This is a genomic window from Pantoea sp. SM3 (genome assembly GCF_000963995.1).
GTDB lineage: Bacteria > Pseudomonadota > Gammaproteobacteria > Enterobacterales > Enterobacteriaceae > Pantoea > Pantoea rwandensis_B.
This window is the reverse complement of sequence record NZ_JZRD01000017.1, coordinates 91,970-109,307: the sequence shown is the minus strand read 5'-3', so window position 1 is coordinate 109,307 and position 17,338 is coordinate 91,970. Positions and strand designations below refer to the sequence as shown.

The 17,338-nt window shown below is 57.3% G+C and carries 17 protein-coding genes; 15 read left to right on the top strand and 2 right to left on the bottom strand.

What is annotated here, in order from left to right; all coding sequences use genetic code 11:
* Positions 1-16 precede the first annotated feature (16 nt).
* Entirely contained in the window at positions 17-859 is an 843-nt protein-coding gene (locus VI01_RS11310) for an oxidoreductase (protein ID WP_045815171.1), read from the top strand.
* Between the two features lie 109 nt (positions 860-968).
* On the opposite strand, the gene VI01_RS11305 is transcribed toward VI01_RS11310, so the two are convergent.
* A complete protein-coding gene (locus VI01_RS11305) occupies positions 969-3,134 on the bottom strand; it encodes a bifunctional diguanylate cyclase/phosphodiesterase (RefSeq protein WP_045815170.1) in 2,166 nt (721 codons plus the stop codon).
* 309 nt (positions 3,135-3,443) lie between these two features.
* On the opposite strand from VI01_RS11305, the gene phnF reads away from it, so the two are divergent.
* The 14 genes from phnF to phnE (VI01_RS11235) all read left to right on the top strand — a co-directional run bounded on the left by phnF (position 3,444) and on the right by phnE (VI01_RS11235) (position 14,792).
* A complete protein-coding gene (gene phnF / locus VI01_RS11300) occupies positions 3,444-4,160 on the top strand; it encodes a phosphonate metabolism transcriptional regulator PhnF (RefSeq protein ID WP_045815169.1) in 717 nt (238 codons plus the stop codon).
* Positions 4,157-4,606 (top strand): phosphonate C-P lyase system protein PhnG, encoded by a 450-nt coding sequence (phnG, locus tag VI01_RS11295; protein ID WP_045815168.1) that lies wholly within the window; start codon positions 4,157-4,159, stop codon positions 4,604-4,606. Before phnF ends, phnG begins: the two co-directional genes overlap by 4 nt.
* Positions 4,603-5,178 carry a phosphonate C-P lyase system protein PhnH gene (gene phnH, locus VI01_RS11290; RefSeq protein ID WP_038646239.1) on the top strand — a complete coding sequence of 192 codons (576 nt, stop codon included), beginning with the start codon at positions 4,603-4,605 and terminating at the stop codon, positions 5,176-5,178. The genes phnG and phnH overlap by 4 nt, the downstream gene beginning before the upstream one ends.
* On the top strand, positions 5,178-6,254 hold the full coding sequence (locus tag VI01_RS11285; protein WP_038646242.1) for a carbon-phosphorus lyase complex subunit PhnI: 1,077 nt from the start codon (positions 5,178-5,180) through the stop codon (positions 6,252-6,254). The genes phnH and VI01_RS11285 overlap by 1 nt, the downstream gene beginning before the upstream one ends.
* Positions 6,247-7,095, top strand: a complete 849-nt coding sequence (locus VI01_RS11280; RefSeq protein ID WP_038646244.1) for an alpha-D-ribose 1-methylphosphonate 5-phosphate C-P-lyase PhnJ — start codon at positions 6,247-6,249, stop codon at positions 7,093-7,095. Before VI01_RS11285 ends, VI01_RS11280 begins: the two co-directional genes overlap by 8 nt.
* The gene (phnK, locus tag VI01_RS11275) at positions 7,085-7,846 is read left to right on the top strand and encodes a phosphonate C-P lyase system protein PhnK (RefSeq protein WP_045815167.1); all 762 of its coding nucleotides are present in this window, start codon (positions 7,085-7,087) and stop codon (positions 7,844-7,846) included. Before VI01_RS11280 ends, phnK begins: the two co-directional genes overlap by 11 nt.
* An 18-nt stretch (positions 7,847-7,864) precedes the next feature.
* A complete protein-coding gene (gene phnL, locus VI01_RS11270; RefSeq protein WP_045815166.1) occupies positions 7,865-8,569 on the top strand; it encodes a phosphonate C-P lyase system protein PhnL in 705 nt (234 codons plus the stop codon).
* Entirely contained in the window at positions 8,566-9,702 is a 1,137-nt protein-coding gene (gene phnM, locus VI01_RS11265) for an alpha-D-ribose 1-methylphosphonate 5-triphosphate diphosphatase (protein ID WP_045815165.1), read from the top strand. The genes phnL and phnM overlap by 4 nt, the downstream gene beginning before the upstream one ends.
* Positions 9,702-10,238 (top strand): ribose 1,5-bisphosphokinase, encoded by a 537-nt coding sequence (gene phnN / locus VI01_RS11260; RefSeq protein ID WP_045815164.1) that lies wholly within the window; start codon positions 9,702-9,704, stop codon positions 10,236-10,238. The genes phnM and phnN overlap by 1 nt, the downstream gene beginning before the upstream one ends.
* Positions 10,235-11,005, top strand: a complete 771-nt coding sequence (gene phnP / locus VI01_RS11255; RefSeq protein WP_045815163.1) for a phosphonate metabolism protein PhnP — start codon at positions 10,235-10,237, stop codon at positions 11,003-11,005. Before phnN ends, phnP begins: the two co-directional genes overlap by 4 nt.
* A 79-nt stretch (positions 11,006-11,084) precedes the next feature.
* On the top strand, positions 11,085-11,915 hold the full coding sequence (phnC, locus tag VI01_RS11250; protein ID WP_045815162.1) for a phosphonate ABC transporter ATP-binding protein: 831 nt from the start codon (positions 11,085-11,087) through the stop codon (positions 11,913-11,915).
* Positions 11,916-11,941: 26 nt separating this feature from the next.
* Positions 11,942-12,868 carry a phosphonate ABC transporter substrate-binding protein gene (phnD, locus tag VI01_RS11245; RefSeq protein WP_034824564.1) on the top strand — a complete coding sequence of 309 codons (927 nt, stop codon included), beginning with the start codon at positions 11,942-11,944 and terminating at the stop codon, positions 12,866-12,868.
* Between the two features lie 179 nt (positions 12,869-13,047).
* The gene (gene phnE / locus VI01_RS11240; protein WP_045815161.1) at positions 13,048-13,911 is read left to right on the top strand and encodes a phosphonate ABC transporter, permease protein PhnE; all 864 of its coding nucleotides are present in this window, start codon (positions 13,048-13,050) and stop codon (positions 13,909-13,911) included.
* The gene (phnE, locus tag VI01_RS11235) at positions 13,908-14,792 is read left to right on the top strand and encodes a phosphonate ABC transporter, permease protein PhnE (RefSeq protein WP_045815160.1); all 885 of its coding nucleotides are present in this window, start codon (positions 13,908-13,910) and stop codon (positions 14,790-14,792) included. The genes phnE (VI01_RS11240) and phnE (VI01_RS11235) overlap by 4 nt, the downstream gene beginning before the upstream one ends.
* Here phnE (VI01_RS11235) and VI01_RS11230 read toward each other — a convergent pair.
* Positions 14,746-17,331: an ATP-binding protein gene (locus tag VI01_RS11230; RefSeq protein WP_045815159.1), complete on the bottom strand. Its 2,586-nt coding sequence runs from the start codon at positions 17,329-17,331 to the stop codon at positions 14,746-14,748. The genes phnE (VI01_RS11235) and VI01_RS11230 overlap by 47 nt on opposite strands.
* Positions 17,332-17,338 lie beyond the last annotated feature (7 nt).

Genomic DNA, 17,338 nt, shown 5'->3' with positions numbered 1-17,338 from the left:
TTAAGAGGATGTCACTATGGCTTCAGCAAACACGCCCGTTTGGTTTATTTCTGGTTGTTCAACCGGCTTTGGCCGGGAGCTGGCGCAGCAGACCATTGCGCGCGGTTTTCATACCGTGGTGACCGCGCGTGACCCGGCAAAAGTGCAGGATTTGGTGGCGGGGCATGACAACGCCCTTGCGGTGGCACTGGATGTGACCGATGCGCAAAGTATCGAGCAAGCCGTTCAGGCCGCACTGGACAAATTCGGTACGGTGGATGTGCTGGTGAACAATGCCGGCTATGGCTATCAGAGTTCAGTGGAAGAGGGCGATGAGCGTGAGATCCGTGCTCAGTTCGATGCCAACGTCTTTGGTCTGTTTGCCTTAACGCGCGCGATTTTGCCAGCGATGCGTAAACAGCGCCGCGGACACGTGATCAATATCACCTCGGTCGCCGGATTCATTGGCTTTGCCAGTTCAGGCTATTACTCGGCCAGCAAACACGCGGTGGAAGGCTGGTCTGATTCCCTGGCAGTGGAAGCGGCGCCTTTAGGCATTCATGTCACTTGTGTCGAGCCGGGCCCATTCCGCACGGATTGGGCGGGGCGTTCACTGCACCAGACGCCGAGCACCATTCCGGAATATGCTGATACCGCGGCGGCGCGCATGAAAGCCACTTCCGAATACAGCGGCACCCAGGCGGGCGATCCGGCTCGTGCGGCCACGGCGATGATCGCCATCACGGAGCACGATAATCCTCCGCGCCATCTGGTGATGGGCGCATGGGGTTATGAGGCAGTGACCAGTAAGTTGAAAGAGAGACTGGCACAAATCGAAGACTGGAAGCAGACGTCGATTGATACGGATTTTCCGTCATAACCCTGATGCACGGTAGATCGCGCCGCCACCGCTAACCGGGATTAAACGCGAGCGGCGCGGCATTGACGCCAATGCCCGCAGGGCGGAACACGCTCCTCCCGCCGGGCATTTATACCATCTTTTCAATCTCTTCAAACGGTACGGCCTGGCTGAACAGATATCCCTGTAGCTGATTACAGCCCGCATCGGCCAGCGCCACCTTTTGGCCTCCGGTTTCTACTCCTTCGGCGGTGACGGTTAAGCCCATGGCGTGACCCAGACGCACCACGGATTCAACGATTGCCGCAGAGTTTTGCGCGACGCCCAGCGATTGGGTGAAGGAGCGATCAATCTTGATTTTGTCGACCGGGAATGTGCTGAGATAGTTAAGGCTGGAGTAACCGGTGCCAAAATCATCCAGCGCAATGCGGAAACCGGCCTCACGCAGCGCGATGATGTTATTGCGTGCTTCGTGCTCATCCTCAATCAATACGCCTTCGGTGATCTCCAGTTCCATATGATGTGGATTGGCGCCTTCTTCACGCACAATTTCAACGATGCGCTCCACAAAGCCACTGGCGCGAAACTGCACGGGAGAAACGTTAACCGCCACAATCACCTGCGGCAGTTTCAGTGAGGTTTTACAGGCTTCACGTAACACCCATTCGCCCAGCGGAATGATCATCCCGGTCTCTTCGGCGATGGCGATAAAGTCACCCGGCGAGACATCACCACGCACCGGATGCTGCCAGCGCAGCAGGGCTTCTAATCCCACCACTCGCTGTCCGCTGATCTCCATCAGGGGTTGATACCACACGCGCAGGCCATCGAAATTGACCAGCGCCTGACGTAAATCCGTCGCCATCTGCTGGCGGGTGCGCAGCGATTCATCCATCACTTTTTCGAACTGGCGATACTGGCCGCGACCACTGTTTTTTGCCTCATACAGCGCGATGTCCGCTTTACGCATCAGCTCCAGACGATCAATGCCATCTTTAGGGGCCAGCGCCAGCCCGATGCTGACCCCAACCCACACTTCGCTGCCTTGCAGCTCATAGGCTTCACTCAGCTCACTGATAATGCGTTTTGCCAACGTCTGCACCTGACCGATGTTATCGACGTCCGGCATCATCACAATAAATTCATCCCCGCCGATGCGCCCTACGGTATCGCTGGCACGCAAGATGTGCGTGAGGCGGCGCGCCACCTCAATGATCAACTCATCGCCCGCATGATGGCCATAGGTATCATTGATGTTTTTAAAGCGATCGAGATCAAGCAACAGCAGCGCCACACGTTGATCGTGCCGGGCGGATGCAGCCAGCGCCTGGGTCAGCCGATCTTCCACCAGTGCCCGATTAGGCAGGCCGGTAAGCACATCGTGAAAAGCCAGATGCTGCGCCTGCGCCTCACTGGCGCCGAGCTTAAGCAACGATTGCGACAGATTGAGAGAGGAGGTCCAGATGCGCCTGACCATAAACAGGCAGAGCAGGGTAATCAGCACCACGGATAACAGTGTTGAAGGGCCGAGCATGCGCAGCATCTGCGCGCCGGGTTTATCTGGTAGCCAGCTCAGGTAACCCACTGCATCGCCTTGCTGTGAATTCAGTTGGTAGAGTGCATCTGTTCCAGGCTGCGGTGCGCCATCGCTGAAATGCAGCTGTTGCAGTTGGCTGCGATCCGCCAGATTACGTAAATAGCCATCATCGAGGAATTTGATACTGACTAATCGATAGCGGCCTGCTTCACGTGTGCTGCTGATATCGCCCACAGCGAGTGCCGTGGCACGTTGCCCAATGCGCACGAAATCGGCGCGATCGCTGGGACCCGCCACGTCATCACTGCTCACCACGAGCGGACTGGCCAGCATGTCTTTTAGGTATTGCCCCACGCTGTCACTGGGCACGCGTTTACCCTCACGCCAGATCGCCAGCGGCTGATTGTTACGATCCATCAGCAGAATCAACTGGTGGTCAAACATGTCATAAAGCCAGCCGCCGATATTTTGATCTAACCAGCTCTGATCCGGTACGCCCAATGCCAATTGGTCCGCGAGAGGCGACCAGCGAGTCAAACTGCGCAGCTGACGCAAATGTTCATTCAAACTTTGGCTAAAGGAGGCCTCAATCATGCGTTGCTGTTGATCGCGAGCCTGTTCATTGCTCAGCGAGGTGCCCCAGAACAAGCCAACACCTGCTCCGGCAAAGGTTAAAACTAAAATCGCCACCAACGGCAAAATAACTTCCCGTACAAAATTGCGGCGAAAACCGTCGGACAGTTTGATTGTGTTAATCATTAGGGTTCGCGTAACAAGGAGGGCTCATTAATAACGTTAGCAGACTTTACGCAAGCTGCATCCTGTAAGGGAAGCGATAAAGCTGTGAAAACAAGCGATAATTTTTTGAACACTGTCACAAAGGTAACAGTTAAAAATTTTTTATTAAAACCACAGCCGTTTCGCTTCGATCCTGCTGCCCTAAAGCAAATTCATCTTCACGTCATTGAGCCGTCACGGCGCTGTCATCTGGCTCGCGCACTGTAGTCGCCATCTCGCAGCACTTGTCGCTGCGCTCCTCAACCCATAGCGAATGAGGTATTGAACGTGATGGAGATATCCAGACATCCGACCACTGTGTATCAGGCGGTCGCCGCCCAACTGGAGCAGGCACTGCAAGAGCGTTATCGCTGTGGTGACTATCTGCCTTCTGAACAACAGTTAGCCGATCACTATGAAGTCAACCGCCATACGTTGCGCCGCGCGGTAGATGAACTGGTGAACAAAGGGCTGCTGCAACGCCGTCACGGCGTCGGCATTTTGGTGCTGATGCGTCCCTATGATTACCCCTTACATGCGCAGGCGCGCTTTAGCCAAAACCTGCTGGAGCAGGGCAGCCACCCCACCAGTGAGCGACTGCTGGCGGTGCTGCGTCCCGCCAGTGGCGATGTGGCCAGTGCGCTCGCCATTAATGAAGGCGACAACGTGATTCATCTGCGCACGCTGCGCCGCGTGAATGGCGTGCCGGTGTGTGTCATCAATCACTTCCTGCCGGAACTGAGCTGGTGGCGGACGATACAGCAGTTCCAGAACGGCTCGCTGCATGACTTTATGCAGCAGCACCTTGGCCTCGATTTAACGCGTTCGCAAACCCGAATCAGCACCCGCCGCGCCCAGGCTAAAGAGTGTAAACAGCTGGAGATTGCCCTGCAGTCACCGCTGCTGTGCGTGCGCACCCTGAATAAACACCGTGACGGTCAGGTAGCGGAATACTCCGTCAGCCTGACGCGTGGCGACATGATTGAACTGACTCTGGAGCATGAATGAAACAGCAAACCGCTCGCCAGCATTGGCTATCGGTACTCGCGCACAGCAAAGCCAGCCAGCTAAATGCCCACTGGCAGTCGCTGCACCTCAAAGCGCAATTTGAAGCGATTCGTCCCGCCGAAACCGGTTTAACCCGTTTGCAGGCGCGCATGGGCGGTAGCGGCAAACGCTTCGTGATGGGCGATGCCACCGTCACGCGTGCCGTAGTGAAACTGCATGATGGCACCCTCGGTTTCAGTTATGTGCTGGGCCGCGATAAAGCCCATGCCGAACGCTGCGCCGTGATCGATGCGCTGCTGCAACAGCCGGAAACCCATGCGCTGTTGCAGGAAAAATTAATTGCCCCGCTGGCGGCCCTGCGTGAAGAGCAGCGTCAGCTGCGCGCACGTGAAATCGCCAGCTCTAAAGTGGACTTCTTTACGCTGGTACGCGGAGATAACTCATGACATTACTCGCCAGTTTTAACCATCCGGTTGCCGATTCACAGCGTGCCTTCCGCCGCATTCTCAAAGCAATGAGCGAGCCAGGCGTGATGGTCTCTCTGCCACTGGAACAGGGCTGGGGCGACCTGTCGCCTGCCGCGACGGCGGTACTGCTGACGCTGGTGGATCAGGAGAGTGCGTTGTGGCTGGATGGTCGCGTAGATAGTGAAATCGTGCGTAATAACCTGCGTTTTCACACCGGTGTGCCGATTGTGGAAGAGCGCCATGCCCCTTTTGCCCTGACGCATGCGGCATCCAATCCGGATCCCGCGCAGTTTGCGCCGGGCGACAATATGTCACCGGAAAAAAGCACCACACTGATCATTGAAGTGCCATCACTGAACGGCGGCTTAACCCTACGCCTGTCTGGTCCTGGCCTGCGTGAATCACGCGCCATCGCCCCGCAGCTTCCCGAAGCCATTCTGACCTATCTGCGCGAGCGTCCGCACCCGTTCCCACTGGGCGTGGATCTGATTTTCACCTGCGGTGAAGCGATGATGGCCTTGCCACGCACTACCGACGTGGAGGTGTGCTGATGTACGTTGCGGTGAAAGGGGGCGAGAAGGCGATAGCCAGTGCTCATGAGCTACAGGCTGATTTGCGCCGTGGCGACCGCGATATCGCAGAACTCGGTTGCGATCAGGTCGCACAGCAGCTGGGATTAGCGGTGGATCGCGTGATGACCGAAGGCGGTATTTACGATCCCCAACTGGCGGCGCTCGCCATTAAACAAGCCAGCGGCGATTTGGTCGAAGCGATCTTTCTGCTGCGTGCCTATCGCACGACGCTGCCACGTCTGGCTGACAGCCTGGCACTGGACACCGATGAGATGCGCATCGAACGTCGTATCTCGGCGGTGTACAAAGATTTGCCGGGCGGTCAGGTGCTCGGTCCCACCTACGATTACAGCCATCGCCTGCTCGATTTCACCCTGCTGGCTAACGGTGAAACTCCGGCGGCACCGCGTGACGATCAGGCGCTGCCAGAGCACTGCCCGCATGTGTTCAGCATGATGACCAGAGAGGGCCTGGCAGCGCGCGAAGAGGATGATGGCAGCGAGCCTTGTGATATCACGCGTGAACCGCCTGGCTATCCGGCCACGCGCGCGGCACGTCTGCAACAGTTGGTGCGCGGCGACGAAGGTTTCTTGCTGGCGCTCGGCTACTCCACGCAGCGCGGTTATGGCCGCAACCACCCGTTTGCTGGCGAAATCCGTACCGGCTATCTCAGCGTGTCGATCTGCCCGGAAGAACTGGGCTTTGAGATTGATATCGGTGAAATCCTGCTGACCGAGTGTGAAATGGTCAACGGCTTCACCACGCAAACCGAAGGTGCGCCGCACTTCACGCGCGGCTACGGGCTGGTGTTTGGCCGTTCAGAGCGCAAGGCGATGGCGATGGCACTGGTGGATCGTGCCCTGCAAGCACCCGATTACAACGAACGTATTGCCGGCCCGGCGCAGGACGAAGAGTTCGTGCTGTCGCATGCCGACAACGTGGAAGCGGCGGGCTTTGTTTCGCATCTGAAACTGCCGCACTACGTCGATTTCCAGGCGGAGCTGGAGTTGCTGAAACGGCTGCGTGAACAGGTTCAGGAGCAAAACGATGAGTGAGTTAACCGGCTATAACAACGGCTATCTGGACGAGCAGACCAAGCGCACCCTTCGTCGCGCGATCCTCAAAGCGGTAGCGATTCCGGGTTATCAGGTGCCCTTTGCCGGACGTGAAATGCCGATGCCTTACGGCTGGGGCACCGGCGGGATCCAGATCACCGCCAGCATCATTGGCGACAGCGACGTGCTGAAGGTGATTGACCAGGGCGCGGATGACACCACCAACGCCGTGTCGATCCGTCGCTTCTTCCAGCGTGTCAGCGGGGCAGCCACCACCGAAGCCACCAAAGACGCCACGCTGATCCAGACGCGTCACCGCATTCCGGAGACGCCATTGCAGGAAGATCAGGTGCTGATTTTCCAGGTGCCGATTCCTGAGCCGCTGCGCTTCATCGAGCCGCGCGAAACGGAAACCCGCACCATGCACGCACTGGAAGAGTACGGCATCATGCAGGTCAAACTGTATGAAGATATCGCCCGCTACGGCCATATCGCCACCACTTATGCCTATCCGGTGAAGGTCAACGATCGCTACGTGATGGACCCTTCGCCGATCCCGAAATTCGATAACCCGAAAATGCACATGATGCCTGCGCTGCAACTGTTTGGCGCCGGGCGTGAAAAGCGCATTTATGCCTTGCCGCCTTATACCAAAGTGGAAAGCCTCGACTTCGACGACCACCCATTCACCGTACAAAGCTGGGATGAACCCTGTGCCCTGTGCGGTTCACGCCACAGCTACCTCGATGAGGTGGTCATGGATGATGCCGGTACGCGCATGTTTGTCTGCTCCGATACCGATTTTTGCCACCAGCAGCAGGAACAACAACATGCACAGTGAACAGCCGCTGCTTGCGGTCAACAATCTGACGCACCTTTATGCGCCAGGCAAAGGTTTTGAAGACGTCAGCTTTGAACTCTATCCAGGGGAAGTCTTGGGCATTGTGGGTGAGTCGGGTTCCGGCAAAACCACCTTGCTGCGCAGCCTGTCTGCGCGTTTAGCGCCGCAGCAGGGCAACATTCTTTATCGTGCTCAGGATCTTTATCTACTGAGTGAGAGCGACCGCCGCCGCTTGTTGCGTACCGAATGGGGCGTGGTGCATCAGCATCCGCTGGACGGATTACGCCCGCAGGTCACGGCGGGCGGCAATATCGGCGAGCGCCTGATGGCCGTCGGCCAGCGTCATTACGGTGACATCCGTAAAGAGGCGATGCGCTGGTTGCAGGACGTCGAAATCCCCGCCAACCGCATCGACGATTTGCCGACCACCTTCTCCGGCGGTATGCAGCAGCGTTTGCAGATTGCACGCAACCTGGTGACGCAACCCACGCTGGTGTTTATGGATGAGCCGACCGGTGGTCTGGATGTGTCGGTGCAGGCACGACTGCTGGATCTGCTGCGTACGCTGGTGCGCGAGCTCAATCTGGCGGTGGTGATCGTCACCCACGATCTCGGCGTCGCGCGCTTACTGGCGCACCGCCTGCTGGTGATGAAGCAGGGCAAGGTGGTGGAGAGCGGTCTGACCGACCGGGTACTGGACGATCCGCACCATCCTTACACGCAACTGCTGGTCTCATCGGTGCTGGCTTAACTTCATCAGGACATCAACATGCAACCTTTATTGCGCGTAGAGAAACTTAGCAAAACCTTCGTGCTGCACAACCAGAGCAGTGCTGAACTGCCGGTGCTGCAGGATGCCAATCTTGAGGTCGGTGCCGGTGAATGTGTGGTGCTGCACGGCCGTTCCGGCAGCGGTAAATCCACGCTGCTGCGCGCGCTGTACGGCAACTATCAGGCCAACAGCGGCCATATCTGGCTGCAACATCAGGGCGCATGGATCGACATGGCACAGGCACCCGCGCGGCAGATTTTGGCGATTCGTCGCGAAACCGTTGGCTGGGTCAGCCAGTTCTTGCGCGTTATTCCCCGTGTGCCCACGTTGGAAATCGTCATGCAACCTCTGCTCGAACGCGGCGTGGATCGTGCTTTTTGCGAGAAGCGAGCCAAAGACCTGCTGACCAGGCTGAATGTGCCTGAACGTTTGTGGTCACTCGCGCCGTCCACGTTCTCGGGCGGTGAACAGCAGCGCGTGAACATCGCACGGGGTTTTATCGCGGATTATCCGGTACTGCTGCTGGATGAACCCACCGCCTCACTCGACAGTGCGAATAGCGCAGCGGTGGTGGAGTTGATTGAACAGGCGCGCACCCGTGGTGCCGCTATTGTGGGCATTTTCCATGACGAAGCGGTGCGCGCACGCGTGGCCGATCGCCTGCACGTCATGCAGCCGGTTAAAACAGGAGCAGAAGCATGATCGTCAATAATGTCCGTCTGGTGCTGGAAAATGAGGTTGTCGCCGGTTCGCTGGAGATCCGCGACGGTCGCATCGCCAGTTTCAGCGACAGCACCAGCCAATTGCCTGGTGCGCTGGATGGCGAAAACGCCTTCCTGTTACCAGGACTGGTTGAGCTGCATACCGACAACCTCGACAAATTCTTCACGCCGCGTCCAAAAGTGGATTGGCCCGCGCACTCGGCAATGAGCAGCCACGATGCGCTGATGGTTGCCAGCGGCATTACCACGGTGCTGGATGCGATTGGCGTCGGCGATGTGCGGGATGGCGGTCATCGCCTCGAGAACCTGAGCAAAATGATCAACGCCATTCAGGACAGCAACCGCAAAGGCATCAACCGGGTCGACCACCATCTGCATCTGCGCTGTGAGTTGCCACACAACACCACGCTGCCGCTGTTTGAAAAGTTGATGAGCACGCCTGAGCTGTCACTGGTATCGCTGATGGACCATTCGCCAGGCCAACGTCAATACGCCTCGCTGGAGATGTATCGCACCTATTACCAGGGCAAATACTTGTTGAATGATGAGCAGATGGATCAGTTCGAACGTGAGCAACTGGCACTGGCTGCCGAGTTCTCGACACCGAACCGCAACGCCATCTCCAGCCTGTGCCGTTCACGGGGGATCCCGATTGCCAGTCACGATGATGCTACTGCCGCACATGTGGCCGAATCGCATGAGGTGGGCAGCACCATTGCGGAGTTTCCCACCACCATCGAGGCTGCACGCGCCTCGCGTGAGTGCGGTATGCAGGTGTTAATGGGCGCGCCGAATATCGTGCGTGGTGGATCGCACTCGGGCAACGTGGCAGCCTGGGAGCTGGCCAGCCATGGGCTGCTGGATATTCTGTCATCGGATTACTACCCAGCGAGCCTGCTGGACGCGGTGTTCCGCTTAGTGGCAGATGAACGCAACAGCCTGACGTTGCCACAGGCCGCCGCGTTGGTGACACGCCATCCGGCGCGTGCCATTGGCTTGCACGATCGCGGCGTGATTGGCGAAGGCATGCGTGCCGACCTGGTGCTGGCGCATACCGAACATGGGCATCCACACATTCGCCACGTCTGGTCGCAGGGCAGGCTGGTGTTCTGATGGCGCGCCTGATCTGGCTCACCGGGCCTTCGGGCTCGGGTAAAGACAGTCTGTTGAATGCGCTACGCGAAGCGCCGCCAGATAACCTGGTGATCGCCCATCGCTACATTACGCGCCCGGCTGATGCCGGGGGCGAAAATCATGTGGCGCTGAGCGAGGCTGAGTTTCGGCGTCGTCAAGCCATGGGATTGTTTGCCATCAGCTGGCAGGCACACGGCCTCTACTACGGGCTGGGAGAAGAGATCGACCACTGGCTGGCGCGCGGGTTGAATGTGCTGGTCAACGGTTCGCGTCTGCATCTGCCGATTGTCGAGCAACATTACGGCACACAACTGTTGCCGCTGGTGCTGCACGTTTCACCGGCGGTGCTGGAAATGCGCTTACGGCAGCGCGGACGTGAAAGTGAAGGGGAGATTCGTCAACGGCTGGCGCGCGCATCAGAACCGCTGCCTGCGCACTGCCATCCGCTCAATAACGATGGCGCACTCAGCGATACGCTCAACGGGTTGCGTCAATTGCTGGAGCATCCACCATGAAACTCACTTTTCTCGGTACGGGTGGCGTGCAATCTGCGCCGCTGTTTGGCTGTGATTGCCACGCTTGCGAACGTGCACGTCTTGAGCCAAGGCGCGCGCGTGCCGCGACCAGTGCACTCATTGACACGGGCAGCGAGCGTATATTGCTGGATGCCGGACGCCACGACCTGCATCAGCGCTTTCGACCCGGTGAACTGAGCCGTATTTTGCTCACCCATTTTCATATGGACCATGTGGCAGGACTGTTCAGTTTACGTTGGGGATTAGGTCAGCCGATTCCGGTGTGGGCACCGCCGGATGAGAAGGGCTGCGATGACCTGTTTAAACATCCTGGTTTGCTGGATTTCCGTTCTGCCCTCACGCCTTTCGTCCCTCATCGCTTTGGTGCGTTGCAGGTGACACCTCTACCGCTGCAGCACTCAAAACTCACTTATGGTTACCTGTTCGACTGGCAGGGTACGCGTCTCGCCTGGCTTTGTGATACCTGTGGATTGCCACCTGACACTGCAGATTTTCTTCATGGTCAACCCCTGGATCAACTGGTGATTGACTGCAATGACCCGCCACGAGAAAGCGTACGCAATCATAACGATGTGACGCGCGCATTGCAGATTATTGAACAGCTGGCACCGCGCCAGGCGTGGCTTATCCACCTCAGTCATGAGATGGATGGCTGGTTACTTAATAATCGCTTACCTGACAATGTGCTGGCGGCCACCGACGGCCAGACGATTACGGTCGGCTCCGCACTCAGTGTCACTGTTTAATCATTTTACTGTCATTAAGTCTTCATCGGATTTGCCCGTAATAACGGGCAATCAAGACCTCAGAGAGATGGAGTGCAACATGGCACAGGCATTACTGAAAACCGTTATCGACAATCCTTATGTTCCGCACGCCGGGCAAGGCAACAAGGTGCTGTCGGTGCAGGGACTGTGCAAGGCGTACGGCGAGAACCGCGTACTGGATAATGTCAGCTTCGATCTGCATGCGGGCGAGCTGGTGGCCGTGATTGGTCGCTCAGGCGCAGGCAAATCGACACTGTTACACATGCTGAACGGCACCATCAGTGCTTCGCAGGGTGCGATTCTCAGTCATCGTCAGGGTGAAGCCGATCGTGATGTGGTGACGCTCAATAGCCGCCAGATGCGCGAATGGCGCAGCGAATGCGGCATGATTTTCCAGGATTTCTGTCTGGTGCCGCGTCTGGATGTACTGACCAACGTACTGCTGGGGCGCCTGAGCCAGACTTCAACACTGAAATCCTTCTTCAAAGTGTTCTCCGAAGCGGACCGCGCGCAGGCGATTGAGCTGCTGCAGTGGATGAACATGCTGCCGCAGGCGCTGCAGCGTGCGGAGAACCTGTCAGGTGGGCAGATGCAGCGCGTGGCGATTTGCCGTGCGCTGATGCAAAACCCGCGCATTCTGCTGGCAGATGAGCCGGTGGCCTCACTCGATCCGAAAAACACCAAACGCATCATGGATGTGCTGCGTCAGGTGAGTGAGCAGGGCATCAGCGTCATGGTGAACCTGCACTCGATTGAACTGGTGAAGCAGTACTGCACCCGTGTTATCGGCATTCAGCGCGGCAAAGTGCTGTTTGACGGACATCCTTCTCAGTTGACCGATGGCTTGCTGCATGAGCTGTACGGCGACGAAATTAACCAGCTCCACTAACTTCCACGGCAAGAGAAAAAACACGAATGAAACTGACCTCTTTAGCTTTATTGACTGTTGCAATGACTTTTGGCGTTAACGCAGCGGATGCACCAAAAGAATTGAACCTCGGGATTTTGGGTGGACAGAACGCCACTCAGCAGATCGGCGATAACCAGTGCGTGAAAGATTTCTTCGACAAAGAGCTGAACGTCGATACCAAAATGCGCAACTCGTCTGACTACTCAGGCGTGATTCAGGGCCTGCTGGGTAACAAAATTGATATGGTGCTGAGCATGTCTCCAGCATCTTATGCGTCGGTTTATCTGCAGAACCCGAAAGCGGTTGACGTGGTCGGCATCGTGGTGGATGACAAAGACGGATCACAGGGTTATCACTCTGTGGTGATCGTGAAAGCAGACAGCCCGTACAAAAAGCTGGAAGACCTGAAAGGCAAATCCTTTGGTATGGCCGATCCGGATTCAACTTCTGGCTTCCTGATGCCAAACCAGGCGTTCAAGAAAGAGTTTGGTGGCACGGTTGACGACAAGTACAACAACACCTTCTCCAGCGTGACCTTCTCTGGCGGCCACGAGCAGGACATCCTGGGTGTGCTGAACGGTCAGTTTGAAGGTGCTGTGACCTGGACTTCAATGATCGGCGATTATGACAAGGGTTATACCTCTGGTGCCTTTGGCCGCATGATGCGTATGGACCAGCCTGACCTGATGAAGAAAATCCGCATCATCTGGCAGTCTCCTCTGATCCCGAACGGTCCAATTCTGGTGAGCAACAACTTGCCCGCTGACTTCAAACAGAAGCTGGTGGCTGCGATCAAGAAGCTGGATAAAGAAGACCACAGTTGCTTTGTTAAAGCGGTGGGCGGTGCTCAGCACATCGGCCCGGCAACCGTTGCCGATTATCAGAACATCATCGATATGAAACGTGATTTGATGAAAGGTTCACGCGGTTAATGAACCTGCGGGGCAGGTGTGCTGGCAAAGCATACCTGCCTGATGCGCTTGCAGAAAACCGTAGCGGCGCGATGAATCGCGCGGTTTTCACTCGCAAATGAGCGGGTATCAGTGCGCAATGAATCGTGCCGCTACACCGTTGTGCCACGCAATATTACCTCCAATACAGGACATCCCCCTTGACCGATTTCGAACACTACTACCAACGCATCCGTCGTCAGCAAAAACGCGACACTGTGCTCTGGTCGCTTCTGTTGGTGGCGCTCTACCTCGCTGCGGGCAAGATGGCGGAATTCAATCTGGTCACCGTCTGGCAATCACTGCCACACTTTTTTGATTACATCGGCGAAACCGTGCCGGTGTTGCATTGGTCGGTGTTGTTCGCGGATGTCAAAACCGAAGGCTCGCTGGCCTACTGGGGCTACCGCCTGCATTTTCAGCTGCCGCTGATTTGGGAAACTTTGCAGCTGGCGCTGTCGTCGACCATCGTTGCCGTGATGATCGCTGGGGTACTGGCGTTTTTCGCCGCCGACAACACCCAAACGCCGCGCAGCGTCCGCTTTGCGATCCGTGCCTTTGTCGCTTTCCTGCGCACCATGCCTGAACTGGCGTGGGCGGTGATGTTCGTCATGGCGTTTGGCATTGGGGCGATTCCCGGCTTCCTCGCGCTGGCGCTGCACACCGTGGGAAGCCTGACCAAACTGTTTTATGAATCGATTGAGAGCGCTTCGGACAAACCGGTGCGCGGCCTCGCGGCCTGCGGAGCCACCAAATTACAGCGCATGCGCTTCGCCTTCTGGCCACAGGTGAAACCGACGTTTCTCTCCTACAGCTTTATGCGCCTTGAAGTGAACTTCCGTTCTTCCACCATCCTTGGATTGGTCGGTGCGGGCGGTATCGGCCAGGAGTTGATGACTAACATCAAACTGGACCGTTACGATCAGGTCAGTATTACGCTGCTGCTGATCATTGTGGTGGTTTCGCTGCTGGATACGATATCCGGCTGGTTGCGCCGTCGCGTGGTGGAAGGGGATATCAAATGATCGCATTAGCACCGGATGTAGCGAAACTGAAGCAGGAAAATCCAGCACTGTTCGCCGCCCAAAACCGTTATCTGCGCCGGGTGGCTGGCATTGCACTTGCCATCGCGCTTTATTACCTGTTCTTCTTTGAGTTCTTTGGCATTGAGTGGAGCCGAGTCATTATCGGTTGCGAGCAACTAGGGCGTTACTTCCTGCGCATGTTCGTTTGGCAAGACTTTATGAATTGGCCATTTGGCTATTATTTCTCGCAGATTGGCATAACGCTGGCGATTGTATTTGCCGGGACATTGACCGCATCGCTGATCGCGTTGCCAGTGTCGTTCCTTGCAGCGCGTAACGTGATGCACGATCCCATTGCCCGTCCGATCTCCTTAGTGGTGCGCCGTTTGCTCGACATCCTGCGCGGTGTCGATATGGCCATCTTGGGCCTGATCTTTGTGCGTGCGGTTGGCATGGGGCCGCTGGCGGGCGTGCTGGCGATTGTGGTTCAGGATGTGGGCTTGCTGGGTAAACTGTATGCGGAAGGGCATGAAGCGGTTGAACGTTCGCCAAGCCGTGGTTTAGGTGCGGTGGGGGCTAATAGTCTGCAGAAACATCGCTTTGGCATCTTTACCCAATCCTTCCCGACCTTCCTGGCGTTGAGTCTGTACCAGATTGAATCCAATACCCGTTCGGCGGCGGTACTCGGTTTTGTCGGGGCAGGTGGCGTCGGTCTGGTGTATGCCGAGAACATGCGTCTGTGGAACTGGGATGTGGTGATGTTCCTGACCATCCTTCTGGTCGGCGTGGTGATGATTATGGATGTCATCTCCAGCAAATTGCGTAAACGCTACATCACGGGGAAACCGTTGCCGCTGTGGCAGCCTGCCGTGCGCGATTAAGCCGTTCACTGCGTTGCCAGGCGCGCTCCAGCGCCTGCGCCAACTGCACCTGTTGCCAGGGTTTTGCCAACCGTTCACACAGCGGCAAAGTGACCTGACTTTGACGCAAATCCTGACCGCTAATCAGCAGCGTGGCCAGTTCCGGCCACTGCTGTTGTGCCTGACGAATCACATCCGCGCCGTTTAACGCCCCGGGTAACATCAAATCACTGATCAGTAACTCAATGTCCGGCGTCTGCCGCAGCAGCGTTAACGCGGATTCGCCATCGTCACACTCTAATGTGAGATAGCCGAGCTGATGCAAGTGCTCACACAATGTCTGCCTGACGGCGGGTTCATCATCCAGGACTAACACCAGACGGTCGCTGCTGGCAACTGGCGTGAATTCCGGCAGCGCCGGTGCAGACTGGGCCGCTTCCGGTGCACGCGGCAGTAACAGGCGCACGGTGGTGCCCTGGCCGGGGGCGGTTTCCACCTCGATCTGTCCGCCAGATTGACGCACAAATCCATATACCATCGACAACCCAAGTCCGCTGCCGCTGCCGGTCTCTTTGGTGGTGAAAAATGGCTCAAACACCTGTTCTCGCACCTCGGCTGACATGCCGCAGCCGTGATCGATAACTTCAATGGTCACGCGATCGCGTTTGCCATCCGCTTCCTGCATTCGCTGATTCCAGATGCGCAGGCGAATTTCCCCGCTTTGTTTCTCCATGGCATCGCGCGCATTGACCACCAGATTCATCAGCGCATTTTCCAACTGCCCGGCATCGATCCACGCTGGCCAAGCGGGGCGTTGCGCATCTACCACTAATTGCTGACCGGGCAACAGTGAATGCTGCAACAGTGAGTGCAGATTATCGACCAGCTCAATCACTGATACCGCACGCGGATATAGCGACTGTTTACGTGAGAATGCCAGCAGCCGCTGGGTAAGCTGTGCCGCGCGGTCGGCCGCCAGCCGCGCACGATCGATTCGACTGGCCAGCGAACCAGAGGGGAGTTGGCCCACGGTGAGCGCCAGACTGCCAATAATCACGGCCAGCAGGTTGTTGAAGTCATGAGCGATGCCGCCGGTGAGTTGGCCCACCGCTTTCATTTTTTGGCTGTGCAGCAGCGCTTCTTCCAGCGCCTTGCGCGTGGTGCGCTCCAGTACGGTATTGACCATGCCACGGCGTGGCACCGGGCTAAAGCGCAGTTCCAGCGTGCGGCCGTCGGGCAGGCGAACTTCCTGCGCATCGTGCAGGCTGGTGAGTTGCACATCCATCCGCTCTAGCAGACGTTGATAATGCAGGCCGCGATGCAGGTCGCGCGCCGGAATGCCGAGCAACTCAGCATATTGTGCGTTCCAGACCACCAGTTGCCCGCTGTTATCGAACAACGCAAAGCCATCGCGCATCGCGAGGAAAGTGGATTCCAGTTGATTACTTTTCTCTTTTAACAGGCGCGAAGTGTGGGCCAGTGAAGCGGTATTGCGCGCAAAGACGTTAAAGGCGCGAGCCAGATCGCCAAGCTCATCGCGGCGGGCCAATCCCGGAACATTGACGCTTTTCTCGCCCTGGGCCAGGCGCGTCATGGCGTGGGCGATAGCGGTCAGGCTCGAACCGAGATTACGATAGATGTAGTAACCCGCGTAACCGGTGATCAACAGTGCCAGCAGCATAAACAGGCCAATAAACCCGATGATGGAGTCCAGCTCCTGATGCGTCACCGTGCTGCGTGCATCGCTCTGCTGCGCGACCAGTTGCACATAATGGGTGATGTCACCATTCAGCATCGCGACCAGTGCTTTGATGCGATAGGTCGCGTAGGCAATGGCGATATCGCTCTGCTCAAGCTGTTGAGCGACGGGTTGTAAGCTGCGCGTGGTGTCGACCAAGCGGTCACGCTGCATCGCCAGCGCATCCTGTAGCGGCAGGGCGGACCAAATGGGCAGTACCTGTTGTAATTGCTGTTCAGCAGCTTGCGGTGCCGTGGACTGGATCGCCACCTTTAACAAGGCATCCGTTTGCTGGCGCAGCGGCAAAAAAGCGCCGTCGCTGGCGAGCACATCAATGCGATTCAGCAGCAATTGCGCCTGCCACAGACCACTCAGCATCACGTTGCGTTGTAAGTGGCGTTGATGACCAACACGCAGCAGCTGATTGATGCTCTGTTCCAGCATCTGGCTGCGTTCACGAATGCGCGCCAGCAGCGCGGGTTGCTGTGCGGCCAATGGCGCGTTCGCCAGCAGGGATAAAGACTGCTGCAAGGCTTGCTGCGTCTGTTGCAGACGTGCCGACTCGCTCTGGTACTCCAGCGCACCCACCACCTGCGCCAATCGTACGGCGGCGGTGGCCACATTGGCCGTATCCCGCGCCAGCGCCAGGCTGCCGTTCATATCCGCCAGGGTTTGCGCCTGTGCCTGCTCCTGAATGTGACCCGCGTGGCGAAATCCAAAAATAGCCACCAGGCTCACCGCCAGCGTCACGCTCACCACTAACAGGTTAAACAGCAGCAACCGACCCCGTGCGCCAGCGTGCCAGTGCAGACTCTGACTCATTTGCGGA

What these genes read in the sequence shown, in the direction of transcription:
- VI01_RS11310 (WP_045815171.1), top strand. Translation starts at nt 17, where the DNA reads ATGGCTTCAGCAAACACGCCCGTTTGGTTTATTTCTGGTTGTTCAACC.
- VI01_RS11305 (WP_045815170.1), bottom strand. Translation starts at nt 3,134, where the DNA reads ATGATTAACACAATCAAACTGTCCGACGGTTTTCGCCGCAATTTTGTA.
- phnF (WP_045815169.1), top strand. Translation starts at nt 3,444, where the DNA reads ATGGAGATATCCAGACATCCGACCACTGTGTATCAGGCGGTCGCCGCC.
- phnG (WP_045815168.1), top strand. Translation starts at nt 4,157, where the DNA reads ATGAAACAGCAAACCGCTCGCCAGCATTGGCTATCGGTACTCGCGCAC.
- phnH (WP_038646239.1), top strand. Translation starts at nt 4,603, where the DNA reads ATGACATTACTCGCCAGTTTTAACCATCCGGTTGCCGATTCACAGCGT.
- VI01_RS11285 (WP_038646242.1), top strand. Translation starts at nt 5,178, where the DNA reads ATGTACGTTGCGGTGAAAGGGGGCGAGAAGGCGATAGCCAGTGCTCAT.
- VI01_RS11280 (WP_038646244.1), top strand. Translation starts at nt 6,247, where the DNA reads ATGAGTGAGTTAACCGGCTATAACAACGGCTATCTGGACGAGCAGACC.
- phnK (WP_045815167.1), top strand. Translation starts at nt 7,085, where the DNA reads ATGCACAGTGAACAGCCGCTGCTTGCGGTCAACAATCTGACGCACCTT.
- phnL (WP_045815166.1), top strand. Translation starts at nt 7,865, where the DNA reads ATGCAACCTTTATTGCGCGTAGAGAAACTTAGCAAAACCTTCGTGCTG.
- phnM (WP_045815165.1), top strand. Translation starts at nt 8,566, where the DNA reads ATGATCGTCAATAATGTCCGTCTGGTGCTGGAAAATGAGGTTGTCGCC.
- phnN (WP_045815164.1), top strand. Translation starts at nt 9,702, where the DNA reads ATGGCGCGCCTGATCTGGCTCACCGGGCCTTCGGGCTCGGGTAAAGAC.
- phnP (WP_045815163.1), top strand. Translation starts at nt 10,235, where the DNA reads ATGAAACTCACTTTTCTCGGTACGGGTGGCGTGCAATCTGCGCCGCTG.
- phnC (WP_045815162.1), top strand. Translation starts at nt 11,085, where the DNA reads ATGGCACAGGCATTACTGAAAACCGTTATCGACAATCCTTATGTTCCG.
- phnD (WP_034824564.1), top strand. Translation starts at nt 11,942, where the DNA reads ATGAAACTGACCTCTTTAGCTTTATTGACTGTTGCAATGACTTTTGGC.
- phnE (WP_045815160.1), top strand. Translation starts at nt 13,908, where the DNA reads ATGATCGCATTAGCACCGGATGTAGCGAAACTGAAGCAGGAAAATCCA.
- VI01_RS11230 (WP_045815159.1), bottom strand. Translation starts at nt 17,331, where the DNA reads ATGAGTCAGAGTCTGCACTGGCACGCTGGCGCACGGGGTCGGTTGCTG.